General features: G+C 60.1%; 14 protein-coding genes. All 14 read left to right on the top strand.

The window, feature by feature from the left end; translation table 11 throughout:
• The coding region (locus O6929_04200; GenBank protein ID MCZ6479599.1) for an acyloxyacyl hydrolase at positions 1 to 580 on the top strand (580 nt) is incomplete at its 5' end.
• 52 nt (positions 581 to 632) lie between these two features.
• Positions 633 to 2564, top strand: a complete 1932-nt coding sequence (gene shc / locus O6929_04195; protein ID MCZ6479598.1) for a squalene--hopene cyclase — start codon at positions 633 to 635, stop codon at positions 2562 to 2564.
• A 210-nt stretch (positions 2565 to 2774) separates the two neighbouring features.
• Complete coding sequence (locus tag O6929_04190) at positions 2775 to 3854, top strand: lysylphosphatidylglycerol synthase transmembrane domain-containing protein (protein ID MCZ6479597.1); 1080 nt, start codon at positions 2775 to 2777, stop codon at positions 3852 to 3854.
• Positions 3847 to 4533: an HAD family hydrolase gene (locus tag O6929_04185; GenBank protein ID MCZ6479596.1), complete on the top strand. Its 687-nt coding sequence runs from the start codon at positions 3847 to 3849 to the stop codon at positions 4531 to 4533. The genes O6929_04190 and O6929_04185 overlap by 8 nt, the downstream gene beginning before the upstream one ends.
• Positions 4530 to 5261: an NTP transferase domain-containing protein gene (locus O6929_04180; protein ID MCZ6479595.1), complete on the top strand. Its 732-nt coding sequence runs from the start codon at positions 4530 to 4532 to the stop codon at positions 5259 to 5261. Before O6929_04185 ends, O6929_04180 begins: the two co-directional genes overlap by 4 nt.
• A 2-nt stretch (positions 5262 to 5263) precedes the next feature.
• On the top strand, positions 5264 to 6106 hold the full coding sequence (locus O6929_04175; GenBank protein MCZ6479594.1) for a hypothetical protein: 843 nt from the start codon (positions 5264 to 5266) through the stop codon (positions 6104 to 6106).
• Positions 6103 to 7428: an aspartate aminotransferase family protein gene (locus tag O6929_04170; protein ID MCZ6479593.1), complete on the top strand. Its 1326-nt coding sequence runs from the start codon at positions 6103 to 6105 to the stop codon at positions 7426 to 7428. Before O6929_04175 ends, O6929_04170 begins: the two co-directional genes overlap by 4 nt.
• A 1-nt stretch (position 7429) precedes the next feature.
• Positions 7430 to 8485 (top strand): Gfo/Idh/MocA family oxidoreductase, encoded by a 1056-nt coding sequence (locus O6929_04165; protein MCZ6479592.1) that lies wholly within the window; start codon positions 7430 to 7432, stop codon positions 8483 to 8485.
• The gene (locus O6929_04160) at positions 8482 to 9759 is read left to right on the top strand and encodes a CDP-alcohol phosphatidyltransferase family protein (GenBank protein MCZ6479591.1); all 1278 of its coding nucleotides are present in this window, start codon (positions 8482 to 8484) and stop codon (positions 9757 to 9759) included. Before O6929_04165 ends, O6929_04160 begins: the two co-directional genes overlap by 4 nt.
• Positions 9756 to 11114, top strand: a complete 1359-nt coding sequence (locus O6929_04155) for an inositol-3-phosphate synthase (protein MCZ6479590.1) — start codon at positions 9756 to 9758, stop codon at positions 11112 to 11114. The genes O6929_04160 and O6929_04155 overlap by 4 nt, the downstream gene beginning before the upstream one ends.
• A gap of 93 nt (positions 11115 to 11207) precedes the next feature.
• Positions 11208 to 12470 carry a metallophosphoesterase family protein gene (locus O6929_04150; protein MCZ6479589.1) on the top strand — a complete coding sequence of 421 codons (1263 nt, stop codon included), beginning with the start codon at positions 11208 to 11210 and terminating at the stop codon, positions 12468 to 12470.
• Between the two features lie 98 nt (positions 12471 to 12568).
• Complete coding sequence (locus O6929_04145; GenBank protein MCZ6479588.1) at positions 12569 to 13474, top strand: hypothetical protein; 906 nt, start codon at positions 12569 to 12571, stop codon at positions 13472 to 13474.
• A gap of 163 nt (positions 13475 to 13637) precedes the next feature.
• Complete coding sequence (locus O6929_04140) at positions 13638 to 16121, top strand: hypothetical protein (GenBank protein ID MCZ6479587.1); 2484 nt, start codon at positions 13638 to 13640, stop codon at positions 16119 to 16121.
• Positions 16122 to 16258: 137 nt separating this feature from the next.
• Positions 16259 to 17437, top strand: a complete 1179-nt coding sequence (locus tag O6929_04135; GenBank protein ID MCZ6479586.1) for a M20 family metallopeptidase — start codon at positions 16259 to 16261, stop codon at positions 17435 to 17437.
• The last annotated feature ends 10 nt before the right edge of the window (positions 17438 to 17447 follow it).

Raw genomic sequence — 17447 nt, 5'->3', positions numbered from 1 at the left:
GGCAGCGGGTGATGGCCCGGAGTCATCCAAGCAAGAGAGCGCAGCCGCCCCGGCTCGGCTGTTCGGATCCGGCAAGCAGGAAATTGCCATCGCGGTCGGATACGCGTTTCCCTTACCCGTCGGAAACACGACCCCTGAGATCGATGACCTTCAGTATGTCTTTCTGGCCCCGCGGTGGGGTATCGGCATCACCGACCCCCTGGGGGGGGGCGCCTTTTACCGGGGTAACTTTGAGCTGCTGGTGGAAGGGCAGTTTTTCTTCGAGACGGAGCCCACGAGCGGGTGGGGGGGGGGATTCGCGTTGCTGTTCCGGTACAATTTCCTTCCCGAAGGCAAATTCATTCCCTTCGTGGAGGCCGGGGCAGGCATTCTCGGTTTGGACTTCGATGTGGCGGGTCAGGATGACGGCTTCAATTTTTCACCCCAAGCCGGGTTGGGCTTTCATTACTTCCTCTCTGAGAATACGGCACTGACCGGCGAATGGCGGTGGCTTCACATCTCGAATGGCGACACCCGCGAGCCGAACTTTGGCATCGACTCGAGCCTGTTTCTCATCGGGGTCTCGTTTTTCTTGGAGTAACGGCATTTATTTTGTATATTGTTGAAGATATCAGCAGGAAGGAGACAAGGAAATGACATCTTGGACGATTGAAGAGGGTCCCGCTATGCAGGGGGTGGAAAAGGCGATCCACGGGGCGCAGGAGTATGTCCTGAGCATCCAGCATCCGTTGGGTTATTGGATAGGCGAACTGGAAGCGGATAGCACCCTGACGTCTGAGTACCTCATGCTCCGCCGCTTTCTGGGGCGGGTGGATCAGGACCTGGAACGAAAGGGCGCCAATTACCTCCGGGCCAAGCAGCTGCCCGATGGGGGATGGGATCTCTTTCCGGGAAGTCCCAGTGACATCAGTGCCACGGTCAAGGCCTACTTCGCCTTGAAGCTCGTGGGGCACGGTCCCGACGAGCCCTTCATGGCCAAGGCCCGGGAAAATATCCTGGCCAAAGGCGGGGTCACCAAGGCCAACGTCTTCACCAAGATTACCCTCGCCCTGTTCGGGCAGTACGACTGGCGGGGGATACCGGCCATGCCGATAGAAATCATGCTGCTCCCGCGCCAGTCCTATTTCAACATCTATGAGGTCTCGTATTGGTCCAGAACGGTCATCGTCCCCCTCTGCATCCTCATGGACCTCAAGCCGGTCTGCCGGATCCCGGAGGCAGCGCGCATTGATGAACTGTACGTCCCGTCCCGAGCCGAGGCCGATCTGCGATTCCCGCTCAGCGACCAGCTCATTTCGTGGAAGAACTTTTTCATCGGGCTGGATAGGCTGCTCCCCAATCTAGAGAACTGGGCCCCACGTCCCTTCCGGGCTCGGGCGCGCCAGCGGGCGTTGGCCTGGACCCTGACGCGGATGGGGCCGGGAGGCTTGGGCGGGATTTATCCGGCCATGGCCAACGCGGTGATGGCCTTGCACACCCTTGGCTACTCTGAGGACCACCCCAAGATGGCCGAGGGGTGGAAGGAGATCGAACTCCTCGGGATCGAGGAGGCCGACACCTTTCGTATGCAGCCCTGTCTCGCTCCCATCTGGGATACGTCCCTTGCGATGAACGCCTTGGTGGAGTCTGGCCTGCCCGGGAACCACCCGGTACTGCTTAACGCTGCCGCGTGGCTGGTCCAAGGGCAGATCCTGCGACGCGGTGACTGGCAGGTGAAGCGGCCGAATCTTCCTGCTGGAGGGTGGCCGTTCCAATTCCGGAACGACTTCTATCCGGACACCGATGACACCGCCATGGTGCTGATGGCCCTCAAGAAGGTCCGGCTGCCGGATCGGGCCGACATCCGACAGGTCATCAAAGTGGGCCTCGGCTGGTTTCTCGGCATGCAATCAGAGAGTGGCGGATGGGGCTCTTTCGATGCGGACAACACCCGTTTCCTCCTCAATCACATTCCCTTTGCGGACCACGGGGCCCTCCTCGATCCGCCCACCGAGGATTTGGCTGGACGGGGACTCGAGACGCTCGGAACTTACGGCGAAACCGCCGCGCATCCCGAGGCGGCCAGGGCGCTGGCCTTCATCAAGGAAACGCAGTGTGCAGATGGCTCCTGGTACGGTCGCTGGGGCGTTAATTATATCTATGGGACGTGGTCGGTCCTCCGAGGCCTTCAGGCCATCGGGGAAAATATGAATGCTCCGTACGTCCGGCGGGCCGTTCGATGGCTGGAAGAACACCAAAATGTGGACGGCGGATGGGGAGAGACCCTTTTAAGCTATGCGGACCCGGCCCTCGCCGGGAAGGGGGAGAGTATCCCCAGCCAGACCGCCTGGGCGCTTCTCGGACTTCTCGCGGCGGGAGAGGCGAGGAGCCCGGCAGTGGCCAGGGGGATCCGGTATCTGGTTGAAACCCAACGTCCGGACGGCTCTTGGGACGATCCCCGTTGGAACGGGACCGGCTTTCCACGTATCTTTTTCCTCAAGTACCACCTCTACCCGGTCTATTTCCCCCTGTGGGCCCTCGGCGTTTACCGAGAGGCCCTGTCAAGAAGTCAAGCCCAATTCTGATTTCCCTAAACACGGCCGGTGTGTATAATTGCCTATAGTAACGGCCACGATTGGCGGGACCTCCTGTCCACGCCCCAGGCTGCGAGTTCCCCGGCCTACCCATGGACGCCCTTACCCGACGACATTGTCTTTCCGTGACGGGATCATCCAAAAGGTACGGGCTCAGGAGGGTCAAGGAGAAGTAGCCATTGAGTCAAGGAGTCTCGAAAGGTGCATAGACGACAGGTGCTGAGGCAGCTCGCGAGTGTCGGGTTGGTCGTGGCCGGTGTCGCCCTGATCGCATGGATACTCTGGGCGGTCGGGTGGCCGGCCATTGAAGCGAACCTCTCGGTGATCGGGGGGTGGTTTGTTGCCCTGGCGGCCTTCTATGTATTTGCCGAACTTGCCTTTACGGCTGGATGGTGGGTTCTCATCGATCGACAGTTGCGGCATTCGAAATTCATGAGGCTCTTTGGGGTGTACCTCGCGAGTCATACGATTAACTACCTGATCCCCTCAGGAAATTTTGCGGGAGAACCGGTGAGAGCCGATTTGTCGCGCGAAAGCCTGGGACTGAGCCATGCGCTCGCCTCGATTACGGTTCACAAGCACGCCGAGTTCTTGTCGCAATGGCTGTTTCTGACTGCTGGCATGGCGGTCTGCCTCACGCAATTTGATCTGTCGACACCGATGAAGCTGGCCGCCGCGGCACTGCTCGGTGGGCTGGGAGTCGCTCTCGTCCTGATGACATGGGCACTGCGGAAGGGGTCTTTCTTGCCAATACTGCATTGGTTGGCTCGCTGGAAACTTCTTGCTTCCCGGCTCCAATCGTATCAACCCTTGGCAGAAACCCTTGATGCCAGGATCCAGGGTTTCTATAGTGGCAAGCAAGGCCACTGGTTCGCTGCCGCTACGGGCTGGTGCCTCGTCGGATGGTGCGGGGGGCTCGTAGAAACGTACGTGATCCTGCGTCTGCTGTCCCCGACAGCCGGGTGGGAGACGGCGGTGGCCGTGGAGACGCTGGCAATGATCCTCAACAGCCTGCTGGTGTTTGTCCCAGGGCGTATCGGCAGTGCAGAAGGGGTGCGGGTTGGGGTGTTTGTGCTACTCGGCCTGCCGGCCGCACAGGGGATGGCCTACGGCCTTGTGCGCCGAGGTCGCGAGCTGATCTGGATTGTTCCAGGGTTGGTAGTTCTGCTGAAGAGGTATGGCGGACGACTTGGTCGGTTGGGGCTCCCTGAGGTGCCAAGCGGGACATCGTTGCAGGAACGTGACTCAACCATTCCGAAGTTCTCGGCCGACCGTGGGTAAGACCGCATGGACCTCGGTGCTGTTCGACTTTGGCGGGACGTTGGATGCCAACGGTATCGCCTGGAAGGAACGATTCTTTCGCTTGTACCGTGACGAAGGTCTTGGATTCTCATCCGAGCAGTTTGATCGGGTCTTCTACACGGCCGATGACGCGCTCGTGGGAACCATTCCTTCCACCTTTTCGTTTCGGGATACGGTGGGGCGGCTCGCTCAGGGTGTGGCAGACGGGCTCGGCTTGCAGGACCCCATGCTTGGTGAAAGGATTGCCAAGCGTTTTCTGGAGGAAGCGCTGGAGCGGCTTGGTGCCGGCGCGCAACTCTTGAATGAACTCAGCCAGCGGTATCGGCTCGGGATGGTCTCGAACTTTTATGGCAACCTCGCCACGGTCTGCGATGAGGTGGGGCTCAGCCCTTTCCTGACGGTCGTCGTGGACTCAACCCAGGTGGGTTGCCTCAAGCCGGACCCGCAGATCTTTCGGGTGGCACTGGCGGGGTTGAAAGCCAAGCCGGCAGAGGCGGTTTTTGTGGGCGATTCCTTCCCCCGGGACATGGCTGGCGCCCGCGGGGTCGGGATGGCCCATATCTGGCTGATGCCCGAGACGCTTCGAAAATCAGGAGGGTGCTGTCCGAACGACCCTGTGATCCATACCCTTGATGGATTGCGGGAGTTATTGTTGTGAACGGCGAGCCGATCGTGAAGGGAGGGATCATCGCGGCAGGGGCAGGCGTCCGCCTTCGGCAGGCAGGCTGGACGATGCCGAAGCCTCTGGTTCCCGTGGCCGGGATGCCGTTGATCGAGCACGTTATCCGAAATTTTCTGGCTGCCGGAATCTCTTCGCTGGTGATCATCGTCAACGAGCAGGCACGCGAGTGTGCAGACTGGGTGCGGTCACGTTTCCCCGATCTGGACCTCGAGATCATCGTGAAAACGACAGACTCCTCGCTCGAAAGCTTTCTAGAAGTGGGGGGTCGGCTCGGCTCGGGCCGCTCCCTGATTTCAACGGTGGATGCCTGGTGTCCTGAAGAGGTGTTTGTCACCTTCGTGCGAACGGCGCGGCTGTTCCCCTCTCATGCGATCGTTTTGGCAGTAACGCCGTTCGTGGACGATGAGCGACCATTGTGGGTGAACCTGGATGTGTCGGGTCGCGTGACACACCTCGGCGGAGACTCCGGAGACGCCGTGACGGCGGGAATGTATCTCGTCCCAGAGCAGGTGCGGCGCATGTCCCCTCCACCCGAGGTGAAAAGGCTGCGAGAGTTCCTGGTCTGGCTCCTGAATCGGGGAGAGCCTGTATACGGTGTGAGCCTTCCGGCGGTGGTGGATGTCGATCGGGGCAGGGATGTCTCCCTTGCCGAGACGCTGGCCCACCGCGGCGGCGGGCCGCAGCAAAGTGAGTCGGGAGGGTAGCAGTGAGCAACCTGTGGTGCTTGGGAATTTTTCGGGAACGCGCCCATTCGCCGGGGCGGGAATTTGATGATGCCGAAATACTCCGGCTGACGGGAAAGCACCTGGAAGCCAAGGGATTTCAGGTAAACCTGAGCGACCCGGACGAGGTGGGCCGGATGGACGATCAGTCTCCTGCGTTTATCTTTCTGATGTGTGAGCGTCCCGCGATCCTCAGCCAACTTCGCCGATATGAAGAGTGCGGTGTGCTTCAGGTCAATAGTCCGTTGGCGGTCCTGAATACATATCGGGACCGCATGATCCCCCTCATTGAGCAGGCGGCCATTCCATTTCCTCGGAGTGTTTTTGTGTCAACGGCATCGACAGACCTTGAGGTGTCCGGACCTGTGTGGGTCAAGCGTGCCGATGTCCATAACACCCAGGAAGGTGATGTGGTCTTTGCGCCGACCATAGCCGCAGCGCAGGAAGCCCTGCGTCATCTCGCCGGCCGGGGGATTCCCCGGGCGGTGATCCAGGAGCATTTCGCTGGGGATCTGATCAAATTCTATGGGGTGGGCGATCCTGGCCGTCTTCCGGGAGAACAGCCCTGGTTTCAATGGTTCTATCACCGGGACCAGGATCTGGCCGGGTATTCCTTCGATCAGATGATACTGGCCACGTTCGTACGGCAGGCGGCAGCGGCGTTGGGTCTTGAGGTCTATGGAGGCGATGCCATTGCGACGAAAGAGGGCGCGGTGGTCTTGATTGATCTGAATGCATGGCCCAGCTTTGCGCTCTACCGCGATGAAGCGTCGGTCCGGATTGCATCGTACGTGGAGGCCCGGTTCACCAGAGGATCGCAACGATGAAGCGGAAAGTACCAGGTCCCCGTTCGAAACAGATCGTTGAGCAGGAACAGCGACACATGGCCCCCGGGCTTCAGTCGATCGCCCTCTACTCAGGATTGGCGATGGCCCAGGGGAAAGGCTGTACGCTGGTTGACGAGGATGGAAACGAGTACATCGATTTCATCGCGGGGATCGGAGTCGGCAGCGTTGGTCACTGTCATCCACACTATGTGGACGCGTTGAAACGGCAGGCCGAACGCCTCACGTTTGGCAGTTTCACGACGGAGACCCGGAGCCGGTTCCTCGAGCTGCTCGCCTCGCTCACTCCTGAAGGGCTCACCCGTATCCAGTTGTTTTCCGGAGGGGCAGAAGCCATGGAAGCCGCCTTCCGGCTGGCCAAATCTGCGACGCGCCGGTTTGAGTTTATCGGGTTCTGGGGTGGATTTCACGGGAAGACCGGCGGGGTGTTGGGACTCCTCGGAGACAATTTCAAGCAACATCTGGGCCCGTTTATGCCGGGTCTCCACGTGTCTCCGTACGCCAACTGCTACCGGTGTCCCTTGAACCTGAAGTATCCGGACTGCGGCATTGCGTGCGTGGAGCACCTTCGGGACGTTATTCGGTACCAGACGCAGGGCGAAATTGCGGCGATCGTCGTCGAGCCGATGCAGGGCACGGCCGGGAACGTCATCCCGCCGGAAGGCTTTCTGAGGGCGGTACAGGCGATCGCGAAGGAGCACGATGCGCTGATAATTTTTGACGAAATGCTGACCGGCTTCGGACGGACCGGGAAGATGTGGGGGTGTGACCACGACGGGGTCGTACCGGATGTGATGACCATCGGCAAAGGGATGGGGAGTGGGTTTCCGGTGAGTGGGCTCATCTCGACGGACGAGCTGACGCGGGCGAAACCGTTTGCGAATCCCAGCGGCAGCTCGTCGAGTTACGGCGGGAATCCATTGGGCGCAGCCGCTGGCCTCGCTTCGCTGGAAATCATTCTGAAAGAGGATCTCGTGGCGAATGCAGAGCGCGTCGGGGCGATCATGCTGGCGAGGCTTCAGTCGCTGAAAGAAAAATATCGGTTTGTCGGAGATGTGCGCGGCAAGGGTCTGATGCTCGGGGTGGAACTGGTCAAGGACCGTGCAACGAAAGAGCTCCTTTCGCCGGAGGTGACGCGGGCGCTGTTTCACGAATGCCTGCGGCGGGGTCTTGTGGCCATGTGTTATTCCCCCGTCATCCGCATCAATCCCCCGCTGGTGGTCACGGAACAAACCGCATTGGACGGGTTGGCCATCCTAGATGAAGCCATGGGGGCGGTGGCCAAGGAATGGCGGCTTGGGTAGTATGAGCTTGCGGGGAGCAATCATTGGCCTCGGGAACGTTGCGGTCCACGGGCATCTTCCGGGGTGGTTAGAGCGACCGGATGTTGAAATTGTCGCCGCAGCTGATACGCGTGCGGCACGAAGGGAAGAACTGCAAAAACACCTGCCTCAGGCCCATTGGTACGCATCCCTGGATGCGCTGTTGGCCGGTGAGGTGCTCGACTTCGTGGATATCTGCACGCCGCCCGCGACGCATGCGGGGCTGATTCGGGCCGCCCTTCAGCATGGCGTGCACATTCTCTGCGAAAAGCCACTGGTAAGCCGGCGAGAAGACCTGGATGTTGTGGGCGAACTCCTGGCTCAGGATCACCGAGTCTTGGCCACGGTGCACAACTGGCATCAGGCGCCAATCATCAGGAAAGTGTGTGAGCTTCTTCGGCAGGGGGCCATTGGCGAGATTCGGCGATGCACCTGGCAGACTCTTCGAACCAAGCCTGCCAGCGCCGTCGAGACCCAGGACGGGAATTGGCGGATTGATCCCACCATGGCAGGAGGGGGGGTCTTGATGGACCATGGCTGGCATGCGTTCTATGTGCTGTATGGATGGTTGGGCCAGGTGCCGGATCGGATCAGCGCGCGACTCGAGACTCGACGGTATATAGAGTGGCCCATCGAGGACACCGCCACAGTTCGACTCGAGTTTTCTGCGGCGACTGCGGAAGTCTTTGTCACGTGGGCCTCTCATGAGAGGAAAAACTGGGCCAGCCTGGAAGGGACACGAGGTATGATTCGGATTGAAGGCGACACGGTGGTACTGACCGCATCGAGTGTTAAGGGGGACGAAATACGATGGGTGTGCCCTCCTGCTTTGTCTACCGGGTCCCATCACCCTGACTGGTTCGGAGGCGTCGCGAGCGAATTCGTATCAGAAGTCACCGGGACCTCGACCGTCACGTCTCGGAGTTTGGCGGAGGCTTCTCTTTGTGTCACCTTGGAGGCCTTGGCACAGGAATCAAGTCGGCAAAGCGGAGCATGGATGCCGGTCTCTGGGCGATTACCGCTCGTTGCAGCGCGATGAGGGGCGAAGGTAAGGTGGAGTCGCTGAGCGTCATGACCGCAAGTCACAACGCCCAAGAGAGCGCGACCGCGTCAAGTTTGTTCATCATCGCCCCATATGAATCCAGTGAACACACGCAGGTTTCGCCCGGCACGATGCTCTTGGGTCTTCCCCTGTTGCGTCGGTGTGTGTTGGCAGCTAGTCGTGCCGGGTTCGGACGGATTGTGGTACAAACCCCTGAGCCTGCCGGCGCAAAGCGTCTTCTCGATGGCGCACCGGTCACGGTGCTCTCTCCTGGTGAGCCGATTCAGCCACTCCCGCCCGGCCGCATCGTAATGCTGGCGGCGAACGTGCTTCCACGAATACAGTGGTTACGGGGACTTCTGGAGATGCAGATCGAGCCGGGCCAGCTGTATCGCGATGCGGAAAGGGTGGCCGTGATCGAAGCGGCCGACTCGGAAGCGATCATCTCGATTGTGTCGCGTGGCCTCCAGGCATCAGACCTGTATGCCGCACTGGGACAGTCCTTCAATACAGTCGACCAGCCGCTTGGTCGGGAGGGGATGCTCGCCCTGGCCACACCACAAGATGTCACCAAAGCTGAGGACTGGCTTCTCCGGGGGCTGATCAAAGAGAGCGAAGGCTTCATGTCGCGCCACTTCGAGCGGTGGATCTCCCTGGCGATTTCACGGAGGCTGGTCACGACCCGCATAACACCCAATGCCATGAGCGCTGTAAGTGTCGGGATCGGGCTGCTGGGTGCCCCCTTCTTCCTCTCGTCGAGCCCGGCTTATCAACTCACCGGTGCGATCCTCTTTCTGGCCCACTCCATTCTGGATGGGTGCGACGGCGAGCTGGCACGGTTGAGGTTTCAGGAGTCCCGCTGGGGTGGCCTGATTGATTTCTGGGGAGATAATGTGGTTCATGCCGCAGTCTTCTTCTGCATGGCGGTCGGGTGGAGTTTGGCCACGCAGACATTGTGGCCTCTGCTGCTCGGGGCCTTTGCGGTTGCTGGCACTGTCGGCTCGGCCGGGTTCGTCTATTGGTATACCATGCGAGAGAAACGCTCGGACGGACCTCTCTTTAGCTCAGTTGTTCGATCACCGGCGCCCGGCGTGTCTCGTCTCTTGGACGCCCTGGCTCATCGAGATTTCATCTATGGTGTCATCTTGCTATCAGCCTTTGGAAAAGCCGCATGGTTTCTGGTCCTGACCGCGGTTGGCGCTCCAATATTCCTGCTCCTACTATTTTGGACCGCTCGCAACAACTCACGCAAAGAAGAGAGGCTATCATGAGTGAACAGACTTCGTTTTACCCCGAGCTAACCAGAGAAATCGCCCCGGCACAGGGGAAGCTGGGCGTCCTGCTGCCTGGCCTGGGGGCGGTAAGCACGACCCTCATTGCTGGCGTCCATTTGATCAACAAAGGGCTCGCCGAGCCGTATGGCTCTCTGACCCAGATGCAAAAGCTGCGGCTGGGCAAGCGCACCCATCCTCGCTTTATCCCGATTAAGGCGTTGGTGCCCCTTGCCGATCCTCGGGACGTCGTCTTCGGGGGGTGGGACATCTTTCCCGAGGATGCCTACGAGTCGGCCCGTATCGCGGGGGTCTTACCGGCGGAAATGCTGGCTCCGGTGCGTAATGAGCTTGAAGCCATCAAGCCGTGGCCCGGGGTGTTTGAGCAGGCATACGTCCGAAACCTGCATGGGACGCACATTAAGGCCGGCCCCACGAAGATGGATTTGGCCGAGGCACTTATGCGCGACATCGAGGGTTTCCTGAGTGCCCATGGGGCGCAGCGAGCGGTCATGATCTGGTGCGGTTCGACTGAGGTCTTCTCTGAGGCGGGTCCCACACATGAGACGCTGGATGCGTTCGAACACGGGCTGAAGGACAACGCCCCAGAGATCTCGCCTTCGATGATCTATGCCTATGCTTCGATCTGTTCCGGGATCCCGTTCGCCAACGGGGCGCCGAATCTCACCGCCGATATTCCGGCGCTCGTCGAGTTGGCGACGAAGCGAGGGGTGCCGGTTACAGGGAAAGACTTTAAAACCGGTCAGACATTGCTGAAGACGATGATCGCGCCTGGCCTGAAGGCCAGAATGTTAGGCCTCAGGGGGTGGTTTTCCACAAACATCCTCGGCAACAGGGATGGCGAAGTGCTTGACGACCCTGGCTCCTTCCGGGGAAAGGAGGTCACCAAGAGCGGTGTGCTGGATGCCATCCTGCAGCCAGAGATTTACCCCGATCTCTATGGCCAGTATTATCACAAGGTCCGAATCGAGTATTACCCTCCACGGGGAGATGCAAAGGAAGGGTGGGATAACATCGACATTGTCGGCTGGCTGGGTCAACCGATGCAGATCAAAATCAATTTCCTTTGCCGCGATTCTATTCTTGCGGCTCCCGTCGTATTAGACCTGATTCTGTTTCTGGACCTCGCGCAGCGAGCTCGGCTTTCCGGCATTCAGGAATGGTTGTCGTTCTACTTCAAGTCTCCAATGGCACGACCCGACCTCAAACCCGAACACGACTTATTCATCCAGCACCTGAAACTCACGAACACGCTCCGCATCCTGGTGGGTGAAGAGGTCCTGGATCATTCAGGCCTGGATTACTACGAGGGTCCACAGTCCCAAAGCGACTAAGCATGAGGGATTCGCAGGGTCAGAGCGGTGAAGGAGAATGAACGACCCCGCACCGGTATCTTCTCAGCAGAGTCCTTGCGCAGGAAGTCTTCAATGTCACGCGTGGAGACACATGTATCGAGACGGACGCTCATAACGATAGCGGGGGCTGCATGCCTGGTCCTTTTCGGCCTCCTCGCTGGGCTACCCCAGGCAGCGACGGAACAGAGCCCTAAGCCATTCGATCCGCCATCGGTCTACTTGACCTGGCAGCACGATCCGACGACCACCATGACGATCCAGTGGCATAGCCATGGAGGACGCGACGACGTCGTGCAGTACCAGCGGCTCGACGAAAGGGTGTGGCACACTGTCAGGGGTTCGCACCACCCGATGCCTCATTCTGATCGGATGGTGCACGTGGCGGAACTGACTGGCCTGAAGCCAGGGGTCGATTATCGGTTCCGCTTGGGGGCAAACTCCGTTGAGTTCACATTCCGCACCATGCCCCGGAACACGAAGGAGCGCATCCGGTTCGTCGTCGGCGGAGATACGATGGACCCGTTAGACATGCTCGACGAATCGTTTGAGGAAATTTCCCGTCTCGCGGCCAAACAGGATCCAATGTTCGCGGTCATCGGCGGCGACATCGCGTATGCGAATGGTGAGCCGGGTCTGGTGGGGCGTTGGTATAATTGGCTGGCCACGTGGAAGAAACTCATGGTGACGTCCGACGGGCGGCTGATCCCCTTCGTGGTAGCGATCGGCAACCATGAGGTTCAGGGTGGGTTTAACCAGACCTCCGAAAAAGCACCGTATTTTTACAGCCTGTTCGCGCTGCCCAACAAGCGGAGCTACCGGGTCTTAGACTTTGGCCGGTACCTGAGCTTGGTTTTACTGGATTCTGGACACACCCACCCCATCGATAACGAGCAAACTGATTGGTTACGCCAAACGTTGGCCGGCCGGCAGGACGTTCCCCACCTCTTTGCCGTCTACCATGTGCCGGCCTATCCGTCGGTGCGGGGGTTTAACAATGGCGTGAGCGCAAAGATCCGCGAGCACTGGGTTCCCCTGTTCGAGCAGTTTGGCGTCGATGTTGCCTTTGAGCATCATGACCACGTCTACAAACGCACCCACCCGATTCGGGCCGAAAAAATCGATCCGGGTGGGGTGTTGTATCTCGGCGACGGTGGTTGGGGTGTGGTACCCAGAAAACCCCGCGACCGTTGGTACCTCGCGAAAGAGGCCAGCAAACAACACTTCATCCTCGTCACCATCAACGGCCAAAACCGCAGCTTTCTCGCGATCGACAGCGAGGGGCAGATCTTTGACCAGGTGAATCAAAGCGCATCATACGCCAAGACGCCCCAGTAATAGGCGTGCCCCTCAGCGTCTAGCGCAGCACCTTGCAGGGTGGCCTGCCGGAAGAACCTGGCCGATTTGGGGGAGCCCAACCTGTAGTTGAGTGGCTCATGAAGCGCTCTGTCCTTAGCGTCGTTCTGCTACCCCTTCTCTTGGTCGGGTGTGCAGGGGGCGTGGCAAAAGACCCCCGGTACGCACCGAGCGAAAGCCTGCTGGATATTGTCACCGATTTCCACCGCTTCTCACGGGAGGATCTCTACCGATTCTCGGTCCCCAAGGACATTGCGGGAATCAATGTCTATAAGGCAACCTTGATCCGCCTGGAGGACTACGAGCAGAAGCACCCGGATCGCTACCCGGATATCATATGGTATACCAGGGCCATGGCCTATGAACGGCTCCGGGAATACGGGAAGGCGATCGATGCTTACCGCCTTGTGGTCGAAATGGACTCCTCCCCGTTGGGGCCGGAGGCTCGTGCCAGCCTCGAAGCACTTGGGGACTTTGAGGGGGTCCTCCAGGGCTATGGACAATCGGATGGAGACGCTTCTGCGTTTGTGGGGCACCTTGAGGAGAAGGCGACGGCCTGGCGGACACTCAGCGAGACGTTTCGGGGGACCGTGTACGAATATCTCGCCCTCATCGAAGCAGAGAAGTTGGATCGTCTCAAGGTCGAGTACCTCCAGGAGAACCGGCACCGCCTGGAGGAGGGAAATGACCTCGTCATCGGGGCGTACCAGTCCCTCATTACGATGCATGAGGCAAGCAAACACCGGACCGGGTATGTGGTCGACTTTGCCGACTTCTATGTGGTATTAGCTAAGGATTACGCGCGGGCGAATCCCCCGGAGGATCGGACCTTTCAATGGCAGGAATTCTCGCGGTGGGCGAACAGAGCCTGGCGCCTGTATGCTGACGTTGCGCAGAAGGATGGGTCTCTGGAGAAGCTAGAGGCCCAGGGAAAGCTTCAAGCGCTTCAAGCCTACGTCTCGAAGGTTCGGGCGGCGAGTCAGTAGCCCGCATTATTCACGAACGGAATGTCTTCGTGAATAATGCGTCCCGCCGCTGCGGCGGGACTCAAGGCTAGCCCTGAGCGACGCCCCGCAAACGCGGGGTGGAGTCGAAGCCCGGAGGGCAGATTATTCAGTTCTATGTGAATAATCCGGGGTAGGAGGCGGAATGAAGAGGTGGAAAGATCGGCCCGGCACCTGGAGTATTTCGTTCCTGGTCGGAACGTGTTTGATGTTGGTTCCCCTTGGGCTGCCGTCGGTCCTTGCAAATCCTCCCTCTCTCCAAAACACCCCGGATATTCCCAAACAGCCTTCGCCTGCCTCCCCATTTGAGGCGGAAAAATCCCCACCTCGCTATTACCCTGATGAGATCGATCATGAAGTGGCAAGGGCCATTATCGATGCTTATCTGGGGAACGAGAAATCCGTCCGGGCCCATCTCGATGCCCTTCGCCGTGAGGATGAGGCGCGACGGCGGGAAGGTCGGCCGGAGACGGGACTCACTGCCAGTCTACGGGACCTCTACCACAGCACACTGACCGGCCGGGAGGCTTTCCTCGCGGCGCAGGAGCAAGCAAAAGATGAAGCCTCGGGGCCCGAGGACGAGGCCTTGATCTCGTGGCGACTTGGACAGGACGAACTCTCCCAAGCGGACGAGCTATACCATAAGAGCGTCGTCAATCGCGTGGGCAAGATTCTGAACCGCCTGCTCCGGTCGATCAATCTGACCAGCTTTGTCTTGGATCCCCTGATGGCGCCGGCGGTCGACTCTGCTGCGGAGGTGCTGCTCCACTTCGGGGACTTCAATGCGATGAGCGTAGAAGAACGGAAGGCCCTGGTCTTGTACCAGCAATTCTTGGTCAGGCATCCCGAGGACCCTGAGGTCGAAAGGGTCGAAAAGGACGTGGCCCGACTTCTAGCCAAGAAGCGTGAGACACTCCTGGTCCAACAGATCGAGCGAGGTGAGGAGGCCCTCGAGGTTGGGGATCTCTGGACGGCCGAGCGCCACTTCGAGTCGGCCCTCGCCCTAGATTCTGTCTCCGATGCCGCTGACCAGAGGATGCATGAGGTGGAGGGGCTGCGCCAGGAGCAGCGGGCCCGCCAAGTGCAGACGCTGAAGAGTAGACCGGAGTTACCTCCGCTTACAGACGCGTCAGACGAGGTCCTGTATTACAACCTCCTCCTGGCCACGACCAGGCGGCACCCGACCGGGATGCGGACGGCGGCAAACACGTTAGCCAACCGGCATCAAGCGGATCCCCTTTGGGATATGGCCGTGGATGTCCTCGCCCTCGCCTACGAACTGGAGGGCCAAGAGGAAAAGGCACACCAGACGCTGCAGGATGTGTCTCGAAGCGGCCGGTCCTCCTCTCGGCAGGCCCGGGCGAGTCTCCTCCTGGACAATCCCCAGTATAATCAGCTGGTCGCGATCCGTGCCGCGGAGCGACAGCATTTCAAGGACACGCTGAGTTACATCCTGGGAGGGAGAGAGACGCTAGAGCAGGCCGTCATCCACAGTCCCACCTCCATCCTCCTTTACGGGACACCGGCTGCAATCCCGATGGCGGCAGCGACCGCCGCCGGTGTCGGTATTCGGGGAATCCGTGTTCTGACCGGGAATCCTGTCTCCCGCAGCGCCATCATCGAGGCGGCGGGGCAATACCTACGCGAGCACCCGCGAGGCGACCCTCACTACCGAGAGGTCTGTCTGCTGCTGGCCGAGGCGTATGAGAAGGAGGAGCGCTTTGACCGGGCCCTTTACTACTACCGTGAGGCCGAGGCCGATCCGGACGAGATCCGCGAGCTCCAAGGGCGGGTTGCCGACATCTTGCTCGGGCGGGCCGCTCAGACTCCACCCGCCCAGAGAGCGGGCCAATTCCTCACGATCTTGCAGAATTATCCTGAGACCGAAGCGGCGCGGGAAGCCGGCCGGGAACTCCGAGGTCTCCTGGCACCGCAATATCAGGGGCTACGGTTGAGCAAGGAGTTCTTACAGGAGCATCCGGCCGTGGCCCACGAGGGGCTTCGACTCAAGCCAACACTGTTGGACGACGATCCAGACAACAGCGAGATCGCAGCCGATGGTGTCGCCCTGCTGGAGTCAGGCCGGCTGGTTATCACCTTTGAGGGCCCTGAGGGGACCACGTCGCAGGTCTACAATCTCGATCGCCTCACCGCGGAGCGAGTGCTCCGAATGCTCCGGGAAGGCGTGTACCAGGAAGCGTCCCAGGAGCCCGAGGATGCGGCACAGCTTTTCGCCGGGCAGCCTGATCTGCCCGCCTTCCTCTTCGCCAGAGACCCTGCCGAGGACCGGGTGGATCGAGAACCAAAGGTGCATCTGCAGCCCTACGAATTTCTGGGCGAAGAGGAGCAGGGGGACCAGTCGTTCCTCCCATTCCCGGAGATCCAGGGAAGTGCCACCATGAACGGCGTGCGGTTCGAAGGGTTGCTTCCTTATGAGCCCTTCGGTACACGCCTCTCCATCGGTCTCGACGAGAGCTCCCCATTTATCGGGGCGGAGGTTCCCGTTCCCGACCCCTTGCCGCTCAACCTCCTCATAAACGCCGCCCCTGGCACCCACGCTCTGCCTTCCATCTCCCCGCAGATCCGCTTGTTCAAAGAAAAGATACCGGACGCTTCGCTGTACGAGTAAGTCTAGTCCTGCACCACGGTTCTGTGGGCGCCGAAGAGTGTAGTGGCCTCCAGCCCGTGTCCCGCATTGTTTTGGCGGGCGTTTCGTGGTATATTTTCAGTAACTTGCGGGTGAGGTTCAATCGCAGGGAGAGATGGATGCTGGATCCCCTGAAGCAGGCACTGATCGAGGAGGTTGATCGGCTCAGCCCCGAACTGTTGCAAATCAGCCGGTTCCTCCACGCTAATCCCGAACTCTCTTTCGAAGAGCATCAGGCGGCTGAGCTCCTCATCCGGACCTTGGAAGAGCACGGCTTCTCCCTGGAGCGCGGCGTGGCAAGGCTCACGACGGCCTTTACCGCGACCTACGCCTCGGGTGAGGGACCCACCATCGCCTTCCTCGCCGAGTACGACGCCCTTCCGGGCATGGGCCACGCCTGCGGTCACAATCTCATTGCGTCAGCCTCGGTGGGGGCTGCCTTGGCCCTGAAGTCTCGCTTAGCTCAGATTCCTGGCCGCGTGCTCCTGGTGGGATGCCCGGCCGAGGAGAAGGGAGGAGGCAAGATCCCGCTGGTGGAGGCCGGGCTGTTTCAGTGGGTGGATGCCGCCATGCTGGTCCACCCGAGCAACCGGACCGAAATGGTCAAGAAAGCCCTGGGGATGCGGGATGTCCAGGTGGAGTTCTTCGGCAAGGCCGCACACGCCGCGGCGCTCCCGTATCTCGGAATCAACGCCCTCGATGCCGTCATTCTCACCTTCAATAACATCAATGCCCTGCGGCAGCAGCTCCGCTCCGATACCCGGGTCCACGGGATTATCACCCATGGCGGGAAGGCACCGAACATTATCCCGGATTATGCGGCGGCCCTCTTCTACGTCCGCGCGTTAGACATGGGGTACCTGGAAGAGCTTTACCAAAAGGTCCTCGGCTGCTTCGAGGCGGCCGCCAGCGCGACCGGGACCACATACCAAGTAAAACGGGCGGGGCATGACTACCACCCTCATAAGATCAATTATAGCCTCGCGCAACTCTTTCGACAGAATCTCGAGGCCCTAGGAGCTGAGGTCGATCAGGGTCCCGAGGATGTGGAACTGGGTTCCACCGATGTGGGGAACGTGAGCCAGGTCGTTCCCACCCTCCAACCCACCATCACCATTTGCGGTCCCAAGGTGAGCTGCCACATGCCAGAATTCGCGGTGGCCTCTGGCTCGTCTGCCGGGGAGGAGGGGATGCTCTTGGCGGCCAGGGCCATGGCCCTCACCGGCCTTGATCTGCTGAGAGACCGCGACGCCTTGGACCGGGTGAAGGCCGAGTTTGCAGGAGGGAGGCGTCCCTGAAGGTCATTGG

Source organism: Candidatus Methylomirabilota bacterium (assembly GCA_027293415.1).
Lineage (GTDB): Bacteria > Methylomirabilota > Methylomirabilia > Methylomirabilales > CSP1-5 > CSP1-5.
Note: the sequence above shows the minus strand (reverse complement) of the source record. Positions and strands in the feature narration are given on the sequence as shown.